Here is an 18,037-nt window from a genome sequence, read left to right as displayed (position 1 = left end):
AATAATAGCTCTTCATTTTAATTAAATATTATCGATTAGAATGAAGAGCTATACAAGATAATTGTCATAGGTTGTCAATTAACAACTTTTAAAGCTCAAATCGAGCCTTAACTCATCTTATCCCATATCTTGCTTAGACGCTTCGGTGATACTGCCATGCGGGTTTTCATCGGTTGCGCGAAGAGCTGAATGCGATATTCCTCAACCATCCAGCGATACTCGCTGATGGCTTTATCGTTGGCACGATTTGCTAGCCGCTCCATGTGCACATCAAGGGCATAGACACCTTCGAGGTCGGATTCAATATTATGCTCAAGGCGTTCGATACGAATCTCCAGCGCCTCCAGATAGCGTGGATACTGCTGCCAATGGCTATAATCCATCCGATAAACAAAATCAGCCAATTGCAAATCTTCTAGCTGATCTTCGATATCTTCGATAGACTCGCCAAATATTTCTCTATCAAGCATGAGTAAACTCTGACGGATACGCTGCCAACGGGTATAGACATTTTTAAGCGTTTTTATCACGTTTTGACCGGTTAATAGGAAGTTGCCTGCCACTACTTCCAAGGTTTTTTCATACTCTTCTGGCGTGAAAGGCAATTCTTCAGCAAGGGCTATGGCAGTATCATCAGCACTTTCAGGTAAATCAGCACTATGATCAAATAACACATAATGCTCTTCAAGCGCCGCATCCAATGCCGCATCGATAACGATGGTTTTTAGCTTCTCCATATCCCCAAGTGGCGCAAAGGCTAATTTGAATATCTTATCAATTTGACTGGTCAGCTGTTTTTTCTTGGCGCCAAGCTTACCTTTAATTAAAGTTAAAACCCCGATACGGTGCGCCTGCAACGCCGCATTGACATCGGTATATTGATGAATCGATACCGCTTCACCTGACGCGTCTGCGACCAAGGCAGCAAACTGCTTCATCACCACGCCTGCACTATGATGGTTTTTGCTAAAGGCAAAATGCTCAGGGAATTCGGTGTGCGTGCCTTGCTGCTCATTCACCGCTTGGCGGGTTTCACTAGCATGGCGAATTTGTAGCGTTTGTAGGTCGCGACCTTTTTCAATAATGCGATTTTTGTCATCAACCACGCAGATTTGCGGCTGCAAATAGCGATCAATACTAGCAGGGTTAAAGCTATCTGGTGTCACCGACATAATGCCGCGACGATTTAGGGCTTGGCAAAGCTGCTTAAGCAGTCCTTGACCACCAGCGGGCTGCAATTCATCGAACAAGCTATCGGCGGTGTCAGGAATCGGTACAATTTGACGGCGAATGTCTTTGGGCAATGACTTGAGCAATTGTAATACCAGCTCATAGCGCCAACCGGGCACGCCCCACAATAGCTCAATCGCATCGAGCTGTGGTAGCGCCACCAGTGGCACACGAATGGTCACGCCATCATCATCGCTTGACGGATCAAAGACATAGCGTAGCGGTAATTTTAAATCACCCAATTTCCACACTTCTGGGAAATCGCCTGTGGTTGGCGCTTGGCTATTAAGCACGTCATCATCGGTAAAAAATAAATGCTTCGCATCATTTTTCTCTACCTCGGCACGCCAATCCTCAAACGCTTTGCGGCTGGCAATATGTTCGGGGATTTTTTTATCATAAAACTGATACAGCGCTTCTTCATCAACCAATAAATCACGGCGACGCAATTTGTCTTCAATGCGTTCAATATCAGCAATTTTGTCCATATTATGCTGTAAAAACGGCGCTTGCCGACCTAAATTACCAGTCACCAAACCATCACGGATAAAGATTTCCCGCGACTCAGCTAAGTTGACTTGCTCATAGTTGGTCAGCTGCTTACTGATAATAATCAGACCAAATAAACTAATCTGCGCATAGGCTTTAACGCGCCCCGTCTTCTTCGACCAATGCGGCTCAAAGTAGTGATATTTTAATAAGTCACCTGCCGCTGAGATAATCCATTCCGGCTCAATTTTGGCAACGGTACGCATAAAGACTTGCGAGGTTTCAACCACTTCAAAAGCCATGACCCAAGGCGGTACTTGTTTAAACACCGTACTGGCTGGGAAGATTTTGGCTTTTTGCTGGCGCGCAGCAAGATACTCACCGCGATTTTCGGTCTTATGCGCAATCGTAGACAATAATCCTGTTAATAATGCACGATGTAAATTGGCATATTTAACGGCTTTGAGTTCTTCATCTTCAATTGCAGTAGGGTCGCTCGTAACATTCTCTAACGAAGCATTTTTAGCACTACCTTTATCAGCATCTTTCACATCAGTCAGCTTCAGCTCGGTAACCATTTGTACCAGCTGGCGATGGGTTTGACTCCATTCACGGACACGCGGGAAGCTCAGATAGTTTTTCTTGGTAAAATTCTTACGCTGATTACCAGACAGTTTGTTGCCGTCTTCGTCTTTTTCAAACAGTGCTTTCCAGAGACTTAAATAGAATAAAAAGTCGGAGTCATCTTGGCGAAATTCTGCGTGCTTTTGATCGGCTTGCTGGCGCTTATTTACTGGGCGCTCGCGTGGATCTTGGACAGCAAGCGCCGCAACGACAATGAGCATTTCACGGATACAATCAAAGTCAGAACCAGCAACCAACATACGTGCCAGCCTTGGGTCGATTGGCATACGTGCCATCTTTTGCCCAGTCGGTGTCAGAACCAGATGATCAAGACCTTTTCTGGGCTTGTTGGTTTGCTTAGCAGAAGAGGCTTCATTTTTAGAGGTAATCGCGCCCAATTCATCGAGCAGCTTATGCCCATCAGTAACTAAGCGGCTATCAGGTGGCTCAATAAAGGCAAAATCATCAACACTACCTAAGCGCAGATTGGCCATCTGTAAAATAACGGATGCAAGATTGGTCCGTAAAATTTCAGGTTCAGTAAACTCTGGACGACCAGTAAAGTCCTCTTCGCTATATAGACGGATACAAACACCCGGCGCAACACGACCGCAGCGACCTTTACGCTGATTGGCTGCTGCTTGTGAGATGGCTTCGATCGGTAAACGCTGTACGCGTGAGCGATACGAATAGCGTGATATCCGCGCAAAACCTAAGTCAATCACATAGCGAATGCCGGGTACGGTCAGCGCAGTCTCGGCAACGTTGGTCGCGATAACGATACGCCGACCGCGACCTGAGGGCTGAAAGATACGCTGCTGCTCTTCGTAAGTCTGCCGTGCAAATAGTGGCAGCACTTCGGTATGTTTTGGCCCATGACGCTCAAGCACCTCTTGGAGCTCACGAATTTCAGCTTCTGTCGCCGCAAATATTAAAATATCTGCTTGATCAGCATGACCTTTGTTTTGTGCATCGCTAAAACATTCCTCGACTGCGGCAACGACCGCACGTGGCAGATTTTCTTCAAAATCATCATAGCTGTCATCATCCGAGCTGTTTACTGGCTCATCGGTCAACGGACGATAACGAACTTCAACAGGAAAACTACGACCTTCGACATTAAAAATCGGCGCAGGCACGTTACGCTTGAGCTTATTATCATAACGACTAAAGTATTCACTAAAGCGCTTGGTATCGAGGGTTGCAGAGGTAATGATGACTTTTAAATCAGGGCGCTTGGGTAATAGCTTTTTTAGGTAACCCATAATAAAGTCAATGTTTAAGCTACGCTCATGGGCTTCATCAATAATAATGGTGTCGTATTTACTTAAAAACCGATCATGGCCCAATTCCGCCAGCAAAATACCATCAGTCATGAGCTTCACGACTGATTGCGCTGTGCCTTGCTCATTAAAACGAATCTTAAAGCTGACCGTATTACCGAGCTGCTCGCCCAATTCTTCAGCGATACGGTTCGCCACACTTCTAGCAGCCAGTCGTCGAGGTTGGGTATGCCCTATTTGCCCCGTAATACCGCGACCTGCCAACATCGCCAATTTCGGCAATTGCGTCGTCTTACCAGAGCCCGTCTCGCCTGCGACAATAATCACTTGGTTATCAATAATAGCTTGGATTAAATCATCAGCACGTTGACTCACGGGCAAATCAAGATTCAGCTTTTCAGCCAGTTTGTCTGGAATGCTATCCATACGTGCCTGCACCGCTTGCTGTGAGCGGGTTTTTATTTTGTCATATTGGGCACGTTTTTTGGCTAGCCCATCTTCTGCTTTATTATCAGCATCTTTTTTATCTCTCTTATTGTTAGCCACAGCAGCACGCGCCAGCTCACGCTCTAAGCGGCTAAGAAAATAGCTATCTTTAGCTAAAACAGGTAAATCATCAGCGGCAACTTTAGCTTGCAAAGATGCATTATCAGTGTTTGCCGTGATATTTGAGTCATCATTATCTAAGTTTGCAACTTTACTTGATTCATTACTTGACTGATTGGAGCTAAAGGCACTGGTGTTTCGTTCATTGGAGCTTAGTTCATTGGAGCTTAGTTCATTGGCGGTGTTTTCAGTAGGCATTTCTGAGACATTCTTAGAAGTATTGGGCATATTTACTTAGGCTATTTATTGTTTGGAAGTGGTTAGATTATGGGGGTAATTTGGGCATGATTCAAGATGGTTATGGTGCTTGGTTGACACATCGAAATCTTTTATCAGTTTTGAGAGCCCTAGCTTTGATGGCATTGATAATGTAATAGCTCTTTTCATGCCCATGGTTAAGCCATCAAGCACGCCCTAAAACTAATAAAAACGGCCTAAAGAGTAAAATTAAGCGTTACTGGTATGAATAACCTGTCGACTATTCACAGCTCCCGTAAAGAAGGTATGGAGCTTTTGCAGTGGCACCATAGGAAAAGGCAGGTGCAACGAAAGTATTAATCTCTCAAACGCGACCACCTCATCGGCTAATAACTTAGCGACGTCAGGCTGAATCTGCGGATTTTCATAAAGCTTATCAATTAACCACGTCAATTGTGGAAAATTGGCATTATTATGAACCTGATAAAGCGTGGTCAATAACTCATCAGGTATCTGGCAACGCGTTTTGCGAATGATGCCGTTTTTAAAATACATATTTAAAGCCATATTATGCTAACTTCCTTAAATTCTTGATACTCAGATAACCAACGTACTCTTTATCATCAGCATTCACAAGCTCATGACTATCATTAGCCATAGGCTCAATTAACAGCTGAACGTTTGAGATAAGGTCATTGACGTTGTATATATCATCGATATCTACTTCAAACTTATCATCGATATGCGAGGCTGCGTTGAAAGGTGAAGCTTTATCTTTAAAGGTAAACTGCTTATAAAACTTGCTCTGCTTTGCTTGCTTAATGGCATCCGCTTGAGTAGTAGCAACGATAAGTAGCTTGTGATGAAACTCCTCAAAACTGCCTTGCTGATAGCCACCTAAATTGATAAAAAACAATTTTAAACCGTTAGCACTCTCTGCTTGGCTACTTGATTCGACCAATTTAATCGCATAATTATCGACTTTGCTAATCGCTCTGTACGAATCAATATGCCATTTATTTCTGACTTCCGGCCAATGCTGATTGATATCGTCTATCAACTCGCTGACTTCATTAGCCACGCCAAAAAATATATCGTGCTGCTCAATCAAACGACCTTTAGGGCGACCACCAAGTTGCACCATAAACAGTGTTAGCATTTTAAGCAGTCCTTATTAGGTATATAAAACTTATGGTTAGAGCATGTCCTCACTTTAAAACGATAACACGCTCTAGTTATATAGTCATTGCAAATAAAAAGAAATAAAAAAACCCAATGTTTAAGCGCTTAAACATCGGGTTTTAGGAGTTATGATGAACTTGATTGCTAGGCTATATTAAGAAGAAATAAGCCCACAGTCCGACCACAAAGGTAGCAATGATATTGAGGATAACACCCGTACGAATCATCTCGTTCTGCTTAATCAGCCCTGTACCAAAGACAATCGCGTTTGGCGGAGTCGCAACCGGTAGCATAAAGGCACACGATGCCCCAATACCGATGACCAATACCAACACTTCGTGTGGCAGACCCATCTGCTCGGCAATAGCAGCAAATACTGGCACCAACAAGGCTGCAGAAGCCGTATTAGAAGCAAATTCTGTCAAGAAGATAATAAAGGCTGATACCGCAATCATCACCACGATAAGCGGTGCTGACGACAGCGCATTGGCGACCGTTTCACCCAATACTAAAGATGCACCTGACACCTTCAAAATCGTCGATAGCGCAATACCACCACCGAATAGCATGAGCACGCCCCAATCGGTATTATCGGACACTTGCTTCCAAGATACCAAGCCCAAGCTGACCACAGCGGCAGCAGCTGATAAGGCAATCACAGCATCGGTATCAGTAATATCCAATGCAGCACCGATTTTCTTAGAGAATATCCAGCTTAATGCAGTGACGATAAAGACGATAATCGTAACCACACGCGGTTTATTCCATGCGATAGGCTCGTCTTCAACCAGTACAATTTTACGATTGAGATTGGGTTTGAGAAACAGATACATCGCACCCAATAATAGTGGCAATAGCACCAGCATCATCGGTACACCAAACTTCATCCAGTCCACAAAGGCAATGTTGAGCGCCTTTGCCGCGATGGCGTTTGGCGGTGAACCAACGATGGTACCCAAACCACCAAGGCTCGCTGAGTAAGCAATACCTAGCAGTACAAATACAAAAGTACCACGGTCTTTTTCACGGTCAACTTGGGTCAAAATACCGAGTGCCAGTGGCAACATCATCGCAGCGGTCGCGGTATTTGATATCCACATTGACAAAAATGCGGTCACGCCAAATATCAAAAATACCGCCGTACTGAGTTTGCCGCCTGACATCGATAAAATCTTTAGCGCGATTTTTTTATCGAGTTGCTGCACGTGTAGTGCCGCAGCCAAAGCAAAACCACCAAAGAATAAATAAATGGTCGGATTGGCAAAGCTTTGTAAACCAATTTCCGCATCGAATTCTGGAATGCCAATCAGCGCACCGACGACGACCACTAAAAGCGCGGTAATCGTGACGTGTACCGCCTCTGTCAGCCACAGCACACCGATGAAAAACAACACCGCTAGGCCTTTATTGGCATTGATATCGAACGGCAATACATTATAAATAATCATACTGATAACCGCCGCAATAGCGACTACTATCAGTCCTTTACCGGTACCCTTTGGAAAGGTATCGGTAAATAAGTACTCGTTGCCATCATCCGGAAGATGGCTATCTAGTTTTTGCTCTGACATAAAATGTCCTTATTTCCCCAAAGACGGTGTAAAAAGACGCTAAAATAAAGATGTATTTTAGCGATTTGCCATGCATTCATCGGCAACCACTAAAAAGACGCCGACATCATAACAGATATATAACAAAAAACTGATGTAACAAAGCGGTTATTAAATTTGCAATAGATAAGGGATAGGGGGGTTTTTAAACCCCTATAGCTAATTAGCCTTATCAAGTAGTAATCCTTGTTAGTTGCCGTTACACATCGTCACTAAACCAGCGTACACTGTATATGTACAAGCACATGCTGCTATCCCATACTAAATGAGTCGCTATAAAACCAAACACCAATAAACGTTACTTATTAAATTCTTATAACGTTTTTTATTGGAAGTTGATAAAAATAATTAGGAGTACTTTATGACAGATTCAAATAAAACCGACTCGACCACTAAAATGGCACCAAAAGACATCAACCAAGATGGCTTGGCCAAAAAAGACCAACAGCGCACTGATGACTCTGCACTGGATATGATGCAAGGTTTGCATGAACATGAAAATCATGAAGAAGACGAGAAATAATTTATCTAAGAATTAAGCTTATTTAAGTAATAACATTAAAATAAAAGCGCCCATCAAGTAGATGGGTGCTTTTTGCGTCTTGGCTGTCTTTTTTCTGGCAGACGATCTGACACATAGTTATATATAAATGCCGCGCACAAAACAATGGTGATAGGGACAAATAACGCCCCATAGCCGACTTTGGCATATAAAAATGCCCCGACCGCTCCGCCACCGCTAAAGCTGTACCAAATAATTGCCTGAAAGCCCAGTGTCGGCTTACTGATACGACGACCAGCCAACCAATTGCCGATTGCAGCGCCCATATCAGAGGTTAGACCGGTCAAATGCGTGGTACGAATAACAGCCCCGCTATAAGTGGCGACCATCGCATTCTGCAACCCGCACGCCATTGCCGCCGCCAACTGCCCTAAATAATCATGCTGCTGATATAACCAGTAGCTCATCAATAACAACGCCGCTTCGATATACAGCGCCGTGCCGTAACGCCGACCTAATTTTAATGACCGTTGACCAATCACATAGCCGCTCAATACCGCCCCTGCCAAAAAAGACAGCAGTAGCGCACCGATATATAAAATACTGCGGCCGTCTAAATGGGCAATCGCGGCTGAAAATAAGCTAACGTTACCCGTCACATGCGAGACAGATAAATTAGTAAAGCCCATTAATGCTGCTGTATTGACGCAGCCTGCACTGAATGCCAGCACAGCGCCGCCCCACAATATCCATCCTGGTAATTTGGTTATCATATTCGTCGCTTTATGGCTTGTTACCAAAAAGCCCCTATTATAACCAAAAAAGACAGCCAATTGGCTGCCTTCCTTACGTCTTAAATCATATTAACCTTGATTAAAACAATTATTTTGTCTCATCAAGCATCATTAATTGCTCACTGATGGCAACGGTATTAAAACCTGCGTCCACAAACATAATCTCACCGGTGATACCAGATGCCCACGGTGATAACAAGAAAAGCGCCGCATTACCGACTTCAGTCTGAGTAATATTACGCTGTAGCGGAGCGATTTTTTCACTGATATCAAGCATTTTACGGAACGATTTGATGCCGCTTGCCGCAAGGGTACGGATAGGGCCAGCAGAAATGGCATTGACACGGATACCTTCACCGCCCATCGAAGTGGCAAGGTAGCGAACGCTGGCCTCTAAACTGGCCTTTGCCATGCCCATGACGTTGTAATTTGGCAATACTGAAATACTACCTTCATAAGTCAAGGTCAGCATAGAACCATGGCGCATGGCCAATAAAGCGCGCGCTTCTTTGGCCAATGCCACAAAGCTATAGCTTGAGATATCATGGGCAATTTGGCTGCCTTCACGAGTGGTGGCATTGACAAAATCACCATCCAATTGATCCATCGGTGCAAAGCCAATCGCGTGTACCACGCCATCAATACCATCGCCCCAATGCGCGGTCACTTGCTCAAAACATGCCGCAATCGACTCATCGGATGCCACATCACACTCAAGTACCAAATCAGCTTCAAAGGCTTCTGCGGCCATATCGACCCGTTTTTTAATTTTATCGTTTGGATAAGTGAGAATTAACGACGCGCCTTCACGATGTAGGGCTTCAGCAATTGCCCAAGCGATAGAAAGCTTGCTTGCGATGCCAGTGACGACAAAGCGTTGTCCTTGTAGTAGCATAATATTTCCCTGTAAATCGATTTAAATGATAGATTATTTTTAATAGCTCGCGCACAAATAGCGAGTAAAAGCACAAGTTAAAAGATGACTCATTATACACGAATTAATTTAAGTAAACACTCGTATACTGTATTTACTTACACTGTATGAACACCTATTCTCTTTTAATAGTACCATCTAATATGGATAAAACGATTATCTACTGACCACAGCAGTATGAAGTTGAGCGGATTTCAAGTATAATCACAGCCCTCCCAGCTTGCACAATTTTTATAAAAATCCGTTACAACCGTTGTTTGTAACCAAGGATTTAGCGTTAAGCTACACCCACATTTTGGATGGCTGCCAAACTTATGAGCAATACCCCAACACTAGCATCAGATTTTCAAGAAAGTGTCGAATCTTATCGTCAGCTAATCACCTCGACTGGCGAAGACTTAGAGCGTCCCGGCTTGCAAGACACCCCAACGCGTGCAGCAAAAGCGTTTGCGCATTTGACTAAGGGTTATCATCAAAGCTTGGATGAAGTTGTCAATGGCGCGGTATTCCCATCGACCAATCGTGAATTGGTCTTGGTGCAAAACATTGAATTTTATTCATTATGTGAGCATCATATGTTGCCGTTTCATGGCGTCGCGCACATCGGCTACTTGCCGAATGGTCACGTATTAGGGCTGTCAAAATTCGCTCGTATCGTCGATATGTTTGCCCGTCGTTTGCAAATTCAAGAGAATTTAAGCGAACAAGTGGCGCAAACGATTATGGATGTGACGGGTTGCCGCGGTGTGGCGGTGGTCATGGATGCAGCGCACATGTGCATGATGATGCGCGGCGTGAATAAACAGCATTCAACCACGCGCAGTACAGCGATGCTGGGCGAATATGTACACGACAATCAAGCACGTAATGAATTTTTAGATGCGGTGCCAAAGCGTAAACCTGCTTTTTAAATATCAATCAAGATAAAAACCAGCGACAGAAATAAAAGTCAAAAAAAAGAGCATATTGCCATATTAGCAATATGCTCTTTTTTATTTATAAAGGTTGTTAATTAGAGATTGTTAATGAGAGCTATTAAGCCACCTTATCATTTTTTGAGTCACGACTTGCGTGCTCATCACTGGCTTGCTGAATCTTAGTTAAAATAGCCTTGATTTCAGCTGCAGACAGATAAGTCGGTACCGCATAAGTATCACTGACTTCTTTAGCCGCGGCTTTGGCAATGTTATCAAAATCACTGCTTTGCATGCCTTTAACGGTTGGATCGATATGTAAAGTGGCAATCAATTCGCGTACTTGCGCGATGAGATGGTCGGCAATGTCGCTATCGCTCTTGTTAGCTTGACCCGATTTTACCATACCGGTTTTACGAGCCAACTCTGCCAGTCTTTTCTTGCTGCCTTTACGATTGACGTCAAGCACATACGGCAGCACGATGGCATTGGCGCGACCATGAGGAATACTATAATGCGCTCCTAACTGGTGAGCGATGGCATGGACGTAGCCAAGACCGGCTTTATTAAAGGCGATACCGCCATAATGAGCGGCGATACCCATCTCTTCACGGGCTTTAAGATTGCCGCCATCTTTATAAACTAGGGGTAAGTTTTGCATCACAGATTTAACTGCAGACGCCGCATAGTAGTCGGTCTCGACGCTGGCATTGGCACTCATCCAAGCTTCTAAGGCATGCGTTAAGACATCAATACCCGTATCGGCTGTGATATGCGCCGGCATACCTTTCATAATAACTGGGTCAATAGCCGCGGCTAATGGCACCATTCTTGGGTCGATAGACAGAGCTTTTTGATGGGTTTTGTCGTCTGATACTACCGCACCCAAAGTGGCTTCTGAGCCCGTGCCAGCCGTAGTAGGAATACAATAAAGTGGAACCGAAGGCTTTCTGGCTTTTAGGATACCGATAAGCTGTTTTGGCTTGCAGTTATTGCCTTGTGACATGGCAATCATTTTAGCAGCATCAATGACCGAACCACCACCGATGGCAATAATTGAATCGCACTTAGCGTCGACAGACTTGCGTAGGCCTTCTTCGACGACTTTAAAAGTAGGATCTGGGGTAATGCCGTCATAGACTTTATAGCTGATATTTTTGCTATCTAGGTAGTCAGTGACTTTCGCAGGGATACCAAGCTTGTTTAATACCGCGTCAGTAACGATAAAAACATTGGTATTACCTTCATTGATGAGCATGTCGCACAAATCCTCACAAGAGGTCTCGCCGACAAACAACATCGGTCTTCTGATAGGGACAACGTACGCAAAGGCTTTTAGCACTTTGGCACGCGTCTTGGCAACCGCCAAATAACCGGCGTGTTGTAAGCCAGTACTGTTTACCAATTTAGAAATAGTATTTTGTTTTTTCATGGGTATAAAAATCCTTTTTAATGATGCTAATACTAGCAATAACGACAACTTGAATCAGCGAATCATCACCGCTGTCAAAATAAAAAAATAAAGATACTGCATCAGTGTCTACATAAAGCAAACTACTGTTTAAACTTATTGTACCACCGCCATTTTAAGGATGTTACGATTATTGTGAACTGCGATGTTCTGATTATTTAGCGCCACGTCGTTGCTTATGTTGTTGCTTATACTGTTACTTATTAAGCAGCCAATTTATGGTCATTATAGGTTTAGCTATGCCCTATCAATTCGCTTCTTTGACCAGCCACTGCTTATTATCTTGATTAAAATACCAAATCATCACCACAGGCGCCAAGATGCTGAGCCAAATACCATAAGTAATTGGCAGTCCTTGTACAACCGCCATATAGCTCAGCCCAATAATGATCAATGCAATAAGCATGGCAATGACGTTATGACTCGATTTACGGCACATTAATTCGCGCAATATGGTGAGTGTTAATAAAAATACACTTAACATAGCCATCAACATGCCCATTGCGTAAGGCTGGGATATAACTTGATAGCCAGGAGCACTAGTATCCGCGGCGACAGACTCAGTGACCAAGTTCAGCATACTGCCTAACCCTGCGATTGAGGCAAAGATAAAAAAATGACCATAGCCAAATAAGAATAAATCATGGCGTCGGCGTTCTTTATTTAAAATGGTATCGAAAGGGACGATGAAATATAGCCACCATAAAGAGAACACTAAGGCGACTAAGCTTGAGCCTAAAAACATAATAGAGCTAGCAGCAGAGGATGAGTTGGTCAAAAAATATTGAATCGTATTGCTAACCCCTACCACGCCCTCGCCCAATACAATGATGGTCAATAGCCCGTAACGCTCGGCAATATGTGCCGGATGCCAATTATTAAACTGCTCTGATCTTGCCCATACTGGCATGAGTAGCTCTGCTGCGATAAACAGAAACAAAGCGGGCGTTTGTAATGATGCGGGTAAAAACAACCAACTTATCCAAAGGGCTTGCAAGGTTAACAAGCCGACCATGCTGCGCCCAGCGACTTTTTGGTGACCCGGTACTTGTCGATAGACGCGCCACCACTGACTACAACTCGCCAGCCGCATAATGGCATAGCCCGTCACCCCAATCCATGTCAGCCCTTGTTCATAAAACTGATGGATATTGGCCGCTATCATCAGGGAACCAAACATCTGAAACATCACTGAGATACGATAGAACCAATCATCAGGGTCATATCCTGACGCAAACCAAGTAAAGCTGGTCCATGCATTCCACAGAATAAAAAACGCCACAATAAAAGTCAAAAACCCTGACAGGTCATGCTCACTTAAACGACTATAAAACCCATGTGCCGCGGCTGCGACAGCAATTACATAGACTAGATCAAACAACAGCTCAAGCGTGGTTGATGGCCTGTTTGGCTCGCTGGTATCTCGAGCATAGATGGGTTTTATTTTAAGCCTACTTATCATGTAGTGAGTTCCGATTTCTCTAAATTCGTATAGTTATTCAGTCTAACCTACTTAGCCTATATCACACTCGCCTGCAATAATTGCTGCGCATATGGGTGCTTTGGGTTATTAAACACATCTTCACTACGACCCGACTCAATACACACGCCGTCTTTTATCACCATCATATGCTGACATAAGGCACGGACTACTTTTAAATCATGACTGATAAACACATAGCTGACTTGCAATTTTTCTTGAATCTCTCGTAGCAAGCTGACCACAGTGACTTGCGTGGTGCTATCAAGCGCGGACGTTGGCTCATCCAATATCAACAGACTTGGTCGCATAATGAGTGCACGGGCAAGCGCCACGCGCTGACGCTGTCCACCTGATAGCTCATGCGGATAACGCTGCGCAAACGCTAATGGTAAATGTACAGTAGCGAGACTGTCCATGACCGCCTGCTGACGTTCTGCTTTATTGACACCTTGTACTAACAGCCCTTCTTCGACGATTTGCATGACCGTCATGCGAGGGTTAATACTGGCAAAGGGGTCTTGAAATACCATTTGAATTTGCGAGCGGAAGGTGCGCAAATCACGTTTGGACAATGCTGTAATATCTTGTCCATTGACCATTATATGACCACTGACACGCGCTTGATTGCTAAGTAATTGGCTTAGCGCAAGGGCAATCGTAGTTTTCCCAGAACCTGACTCACCAACGATACCTAATGCCTGCCCTTTTTGTAGCATCATATCGACATTTTTTACTGCATCAAACCAGCGTTTGGTACCGCCAAACAAACTTTTTTCAATAGGAAACTGTACTTGTAAGTTACTGACTTGCAATACGGTTGGTAACTGACTTTCATCATCCAATAAACTTAGTGCTTGCCCGAAATCTTGCTTGATAAGCGAGCGGGTATAGTCCGCTTTAGGCTGGCTAAATACTGCTGCCGTTTGCCCTTGCTCAATCGTGTGTCCTTGGCGCATGACGATGACGTCATCGCTATAGCGCCTGACCAGATTGAGATCATGGCTGATTAATATCATCGCCATATTATGCTGACGCTTAAGGTTATCTAACAGCTCAAGAATCTCATGTTGCAAGGTCACATCAAGCGCAGTAGTCGGTTCATCAGCGATTAAAATATCAGGTTGCTGCGCCAATGCCATGGCAATCATCACCCGCTGACGTTGGCCACCTGATAGCTCATGCGGATAGCGATTCAGTTTATCAGCAGGGTCGTTGATATTGACATCATTTAACAAGGCGATACTTTTTTCGCGCCATTGCTTTTTGGCTACGCCGCTGAGATGCAATGATTCAGCAATTTGTTTGCCGACCGTATGTAGTGGATTAAGCGCCGTCATCGGCTCTTGAAACACCATACCGATACGCTGACCACGAATAGAGCGCAGCGCCGCATTACGTGCCTTATTATTAGCTACCGGTAATGTCACCATTCCTGTTACATCTGCTAATTGTACATCGCCAGTAACGGTCAAACTGTCCGGTAGCAAACCCAATAGTGCAAGACTGGCAATCGACTTACCAGAGCCCGACTCACCAACTATAGCAAGTGTTTGTCCTTGCCGCAGCTCATACGTTAGCTTATCGACTAAAGGCACGCCAAGAGTGTTGGCAATACTAAGCTTATCCACTACCAGCATAAGCTTGTTTTGTGCATTGCTATGATTGTCATTTAAACGCTTTTTTTGCTTAGTAGCAGTTGTTATATTAGCGGTTATCATATTCTCAGTTGTCATATCACGAGCGCCTCGGATCAAAGGCATCACGTAGCGCTTCGCCAACGAAGATTAGCAATGATAAGATAAAGGTTAAGCTAAAGAATCCAGATAGCGCAAGCCATGGGGCATCAAGGTTGTTTTTCCCTTGTACCATCAGCTCACCAAGCGACGGTGAACCAGGTGGCAAGCCATACCCTAAAAAGTCTAGAGCTGTTAAAGCAATAATATTAGCCGTTAAAATAAACGGCAGTTGTGACAAGCTTGAAGCTAAGGCATTAGGCAAGATATGCCTGAGCATGATTTGACTGTCTGACACCCCAAGGTTACGAGCAGCACGGACATAATCAAAGTTACGCGCACGTAAAAACTCCGCCCGTACCAAACCGACTAACCCCATCCAGCCGAATAACAACATCATGGCAAACAGCATAAAGATACTGGGGCTAAATAAGCTGACCAAAATAATAATCATAAACAGCTGCGGCATACCGCCCCATACTTCCATAAAGCGCTGCCCTGCCAAATCTACCCAACCACCGTAATAACCTTGTATCGCACCGACGATAATACCAATCAAAGCGCCCGCGAGCGTCAGTGCCAGACCAAACAATAACGATACCCGCAACCCATAAAGTATCCGTGCCAGCACATCGCGACCTAAGTCATCAGTACCAAGCCAGTTCTGGCTATTCGGCGCGGCTGGGTATGGAATACCTAACTCAACGTTTGGCGTCTGATCGGCAAATGGAATGGGCGGCATAATATAAAAGCCCTGCTCATCAATCAGTGTTTGCACCGCAGGGTCTTTATAGTTGGTTTCAGTCTCAAACACTCCGCCAAAAGTTGTTTCAGGATAGGCTTTTAGGACGGGGAAATAATAATCACCTTGATACTGCACCAGTAGCGGTTTGTCATTGGCAATGACATTGGCTGCCATACAAATGACGAATATCAGCGCAAAAATAAACAGCGATATGACACCAAGGCGATTATGACGAAAACGGTTTAGACGCGCCTGCCAGATAGGATTTAGGCGGCGTTTTTTTTCTATAGGAATAGAAGAGACAGTTGAGGGCGTTGAAGATAATGGATGACTTGACATTAGCGCCCCTCAAAATCAATACGAGGATCAATTAAGTGATAACTCAAATCACTGATTAACTGTAATAACAGTCCGACCAAGGTAAAAATAAACAACGTACCAAATATCACTGGATAATCGCGCTGTTGGATGGCTTCAAAACCTAACAGCCCCAAACCATCAAGTTTAAAGATAATCTCAATCAAAAAATTACCAGCAAAGAAAATACCAACGATTGCCGCTGGAATACCAGCAATAATAATCAGCATGGCATTACGAAACACATGACCATATAGAACTTGACGTTCACCCAAGCCTTTTGCTCGAGCAGTGAGCACGTATTGCTTACCAAGCTCTTCTAAAAAGCTAAACTTGGTCAAATAGGTTAAGCCGGCAAAACCGCCAACGGTACTTGCTAGGAGCGGTAGCGCCAGATGCCAAAAGTAATCTTTCACTTTACCAAGCGTGCTTAATTGATCGAAATTTTCAGAAGTTAATCCTTGCAGCGGAAAGATGTTCCAGTAGCTGCCACCAGCGAAAAACACCAATAGTATGACGGCAAATACAAAAACGGGAATCGCATGGCCGATAGCAAGCAGCATCGCCGTGGCTTTATCAATCCCTGAACCATGATGCATGGCTTTATAAACACCCAGTGGAATGGCTATCATATAAATCAGCAACGTGCTCCAAAGCCCGAGTGAGATGGAGACGGGCAGCTTTTCTATAATGAGGTCAGTCACAGTCTGACCTTTAAAAAACGACTCACCAAAATTAAGCTTGGCGTAATTCTTGAGCATTAGCCAAAAACGCTCAGGTGCTGATTTATCAAAGCCGTATTGCGCATTGATTGCCGCTACCATCTCCTCCGATAGACCGCGTGTACCTTGGTAAGTACTAGTATTACCGGCACTGCCCGCACCAAGATTACCGCCGAGCGCATTGTCTTTTGCGCTTTGCTCAATAAGTGCCAGTTGCTGCTCAACAGGACCGCCCGGCGCCGCTTGGACAATGACAAAGTTCGCCAGCAATATTAAAAATAGCGTCGGTAATATCAGTAGTAACCTTTTTAAGATATAACGACCCATAATGGCGGCTTCCTAAAATAAAGAAATATGACAACTTAGCATTTAGAAGTTATTTTTTAGCTCACGTAACGCAGCAAATATAGTTAAAGACTTATCATCATCGATAGTAACTTTAGGCTTCACCCCTGCTATCACACTCGGCTCTTGCGTGCGCAAAAATACATTGATTGCGCGCTCATGTTCTAAAGTAACGGGCAACGTCGGGATACCTTGAGTGGTTTTTTCTTCCGCTTGCGCAAGCGCTTGCTGCATCTCTTCATTAGCCGGTTCAATAGATAAGCCAAAGCGTAAGTTGCTGGCAGTATATTCATGTGCTGGATACAGCAATGTCTCGGCTGGCAAGCCATTTAAGCGCTTAAAGCTCTCATGCAATTGCTCAATCGTACCGGTAAAGACGCGTCCGCAACCGGCACTAAATAAGGTATCACCGCAGAAACAATGCTTCTGCCCATCGATATCCAAAATATACGCCACGTGGCTTGCTGTATGACCTGAGACATCCCATACTTGCGCAGCGCAGCCCCAAGCACTGACCGTACTGCCATCTTTAATGGTCTGGTCTTCATCAACGTTGTGTTCTGTATGCGCGACCAGATGGGTCATCGGATAAGACTCTTGTAGCTCTACGACGCCGCCGATATGGTCATGGTGATGATGCGTGGTCCAGATAGACGTCAGCTCCAGCTCATGCTCCTCTAAATAAGCAATCACTGGCTCAGCTTGACCCGGATCAATGACAATCGCCTGCTTATTATTCTCATTAATTAATGTCCAGATATAATTGTCATTAAATGCTTTAATCGGGTGAATACGAATACTCATATGAAGTCCTT

General features: G+C 44.3%; 14 protein-coding genes. 2 read left to right on the top strand and 12 right to left on the bottom strand.

Translation table 11 applies throughout. The features are described from left to right. Positions 1-107: 107 nt before the first annotated feature. The 4 genes from hrpA to JMX50_RS07895 form a co-directional block, all read right to left on the bottom strand. Positions 108-4,460: an ATP-dependent RNA helicase HrpA gene (gene hrpA / locus JMX50_RS07910; RefSeq protein ID WP_227670971.1), complete on the bottom strand. Its 4,353-nt coding sequence runs from the start codon at positions 4,458-4,460 to the stop codon at positions 108-110. Positions 4,461-4,679: 219 nt separating this feature from the next. Further along, entirely contained in the window at positions 4,680-4,997 is a 318-nt protein-coding gene (locus JMX50_RS07905) for a hypothetical protein (protein WP_201629112.1), read from the bottom strand. Position 4,998: 1 nt separating this feature from the next. Beyond that, positions 4,999-5,589 (bottom strand): DUF1543 domain-containing protein, encoded by a 591-nt coding sequence (locus tag JMX50_RS07900; RefSeq protein WP_201629111.1) that lies wholly within the window; start codon positions 5,587-5,589, stop codon positions 4,999-5,001. A gap of 172 nt (positions 5,590-5,761) precedes the next feature. Beyond that, positions 5,762-7,183, bottom strand: a complete 1,422-nt coding sequence (locus JMX50_RS07895) for an SLC13 family permease (protein WP_201564992.1) — start codon at positions 7,181-7,183, stop codon at positions 5,762-5,764. A gap of 400 nt (positions 7,184-7,583) precedes the next feature. Here JMX50_RS07895 and JMX50_RS07890 point away from each other — a divergent pair, with 400 nt between their 5' ends. Further along, on the top strand, positions 7,584-7,745 hold the full coding sequence (locus JMX50_RS07890; RefSeq protein ID WP_201564991.1) for a hypothetical protein: 162 nt from the start codon (positions 7,584-7,586) through the stop codon (positions 7,743-7,745). Positions 7,746-7,798: 53 nt separating this feature from the next. Here the strand turns inward: JMX50_RS07890 and JMX50_RS07885 are convergent, their stop codons facing one another. Together JMX50_RS07885 and JMX50_RS07880 are read right to left on the bottom strand one after the other, a co-directional pair. Next, on the bottom strand, positions 7,799-8,497 hold the full coding sequence (locus tag JMX50_RS07885) for a YoaK family protein (protein WP_201564990.1): 699 nt from the start codon (positions 8,495-8,497) through the stop codon (positions 7,799-7,801). Positions 8,498-8,606: 109 nt separating this feature from the next. Beyond that, complete coding sequence (locus JMX50_RS07880) at positions 8,607-9,413, bottom strand: enoyl-ACP reductase (RefSeq protein ID WP_068405263.1); 807 nt, start codon at positions 9,411-9,413, stop codon at positions 8,607-8,609. 353 nt (positions 9,414-9,766) lie between these two features. On the opposite strand from JMX50_RS07880, the gene folE reads away from it, so the two are divergent. Next, complete coding sequence (folE, locus tag JMX50_RS07875) at positions 9,767-10,363, top strand: GTP cyclohydrolase I FolE (protein ID WP_183618337.1); 597 nt, start codon at positions 9,767-9,769, stop codon at positions 10,361-10,363. A 124-nt stretch (positions 10,364-10,487) separates the two neighbouring features. Here the strand turns inward: folE and JMX50_RS07870 are convergent, their stop codons facing one another. The 6 genes from JMX50_RS07870 to gloB all read right to left on the bottom strand — a co-directional run bounded on the left by JMX50_RS07870 (position 10,488) and on the right by gloB (position 18,026). Beyond that, on the bottom strand, positions 10,488-11,798 hold the full coding sequence (locus JMX50_RS07870; RefSeq protein ID WP_201564989.1) for an iron-containing alcohol dehydrogenase: 1,311 nt from the start codon (positions 11,796-11,798) through the stop codon (positions 10,488-10,490). A 286-nt stretch (positions 11,799-12,084) separates the two neighbouring features. Further along, positions 12,085-13,299, bottom strand: a complete 1,215-nt coding sequence (locus JMX50_RS07865; protein WP_227670970.1) for a low temperature requirement protein A — start codon at positions 13,297-13,299, stop codon at positions 12,085-12,087. A 56-nt stretch (positions 13,300-13,355) separates the two neighbouring features. Continuing rightward, complete coding sequence (locus tag JMX50_RS07860) at positions 13,356-15,038, bottom strand: ABC transporter ATP-binding protein (RefSeq protein WP_413786829.1); 1,683 nt, start codon at positions 15,036-15,038, stop codon at positions 13,356-13,358. Positions 15,039-15,054: 16 nt separating this feature from the next. After that, positions 15,055-16,137: an ABC transporter permease gene (locus tag JMX50_RS07855; RefSeq protein ID WP_227670968.1), complete on the bottom strand. Its 1,083-nt coding sequence runs from the start codon at positions 16,135-16,137 to the stop codon at positions 15,055-15,057. Continuing rightward, positions 16,137-17,204 (bottom strand): microcin C ABC transporter permease YejB, encoded by a 1,068-nt coding sequence (yejB, locus tag JMX50_RS07850; protein ID WP_201629109.1) that lies wholly within the window; start codon positions 17,202-17,204, stop codon positions 16,137-16,139. The genes JMX50_RS07855 and yejB overlap by 1 nt, the downstream gene beginning before the upstream one ends. A gap of 42 nt (positions 17,205-17,246) precedes the next feature. Next, a complete protein-coding gene (gene gloB, locus JMX50_RS07845; RefSeq protein ID WP_201629108.1) occupies positions 17,247-18,026 on the bottom strand; it encodes a hydroxyacylglutathione hydrolase in 780 nt (259 codons plus the stop codon). Positions 18,027-18,037 lie beyond the last annotated feature (11 nt).

It is taken from the genome of Psychrobacter maritimus, from assembly GCF_904846345.1.
GTDB classification, from domain to species: Bacteria; Pseudomonadota; Gammaproteobacteria; order Pseudomonadales; family Moraxellaceae; genus Psychrobacter; species Psychrobacter maritimus.
This window is presented reverse-complemented; position numbering and strand designations above follow the sequence as displayed.

Coding starts and splice junctions, on each gene's coding strand:
- hrpA (WP_227670971.1), bottom strand. CDS start 4,460: ATGCCCAATACTTCTAAGAATGTCTCAGAAATGCCTACTGAAAACACC.
- JMX50_RS07905 (WP_201629112.1), bottom strand. CDS start 4,997: ATGGCTTTAAATATGTATTTTAAAAACGGCATCATTCGCAAAACGCGT.
- JMX50_RS07900 (WP_201629111.1), bottom strand. CDS start 5,589: ATGCTAACACTGTTTATGGTGCAACTTGGTGGTCGCCCTAAAGGTCGT.
- JMX50_RS07895 (WP_201564992.1), bottom strand. CDS start 7,183: ATGTCAGAGCAAAAACTAGATAGCCATCTTCCGGATGATGGCAACGAG.
- JMX50_RS07890 (WP_201564991.1), top strand. CDS start 7,584: ATGACAGATTCAAATAAAACCGACTCGACCACTAAAATGGCACCAAAA.
- JMX50_RS07885 (WP_201564990.1), bottom strand. CDS start 8,497: ATGATAACCAAATTACCAGGATGGATATTGTGGGGCGGCGCTGTGCTG.
- JMX50_RS07880 (WP_068405263.1), bottom strand. CDS start 9,413: ATGCTACTACAAGGACAACGCTTTGTCGTCACTGGCATCGCAAGCAAG.
- folE (WP_183618337.1), top strand. CDS start 9,767: ATGAGCAATACCCCAACACTAGCATCAGATTTTCAAGAAAGTGTCGAA.
- JMX50_RS07870 (WP_201564989.1), bottom strand. CDS start 11,798: ATGAAAAAACAAAATACTATTTCTAAATTGGTAAACAGTACTGGCTTA.
- JMX50_RS07865 (WP_227670970.1), bottom strand. CDS start 13,299: ATGATAAGTAGGCTTAAAATAAAACCCATCTATGCTCGAGATACCAGC.
- JMX50_RS07860 (WP_413786829.1), bottom strand. CDS start 15,038: ATGATAACCGCTAATATAACAACTGCTACTAAGCAAAAAAAGCGTTTA.
- JMX50_RS07855 (WP_227670968.1), bottom strand. CDS start 16,137: ATGTCAAGTCATCCATTATCTTCAACGCCCTCAACTGTCTCTTCTATT.
- yejB (WP_201629109.1), bottom strand. CDS start 17,204: ATGGGTCGTTATATCTTAAAAAGGTTACTACTGATATTACCGACGCTA.
- gloB (WP_201629108.1), bottom strand. CDS start 18,026: ATGAGTATTCGTATTCACCCGATTAAAGCATTTAATGACAATTATATC.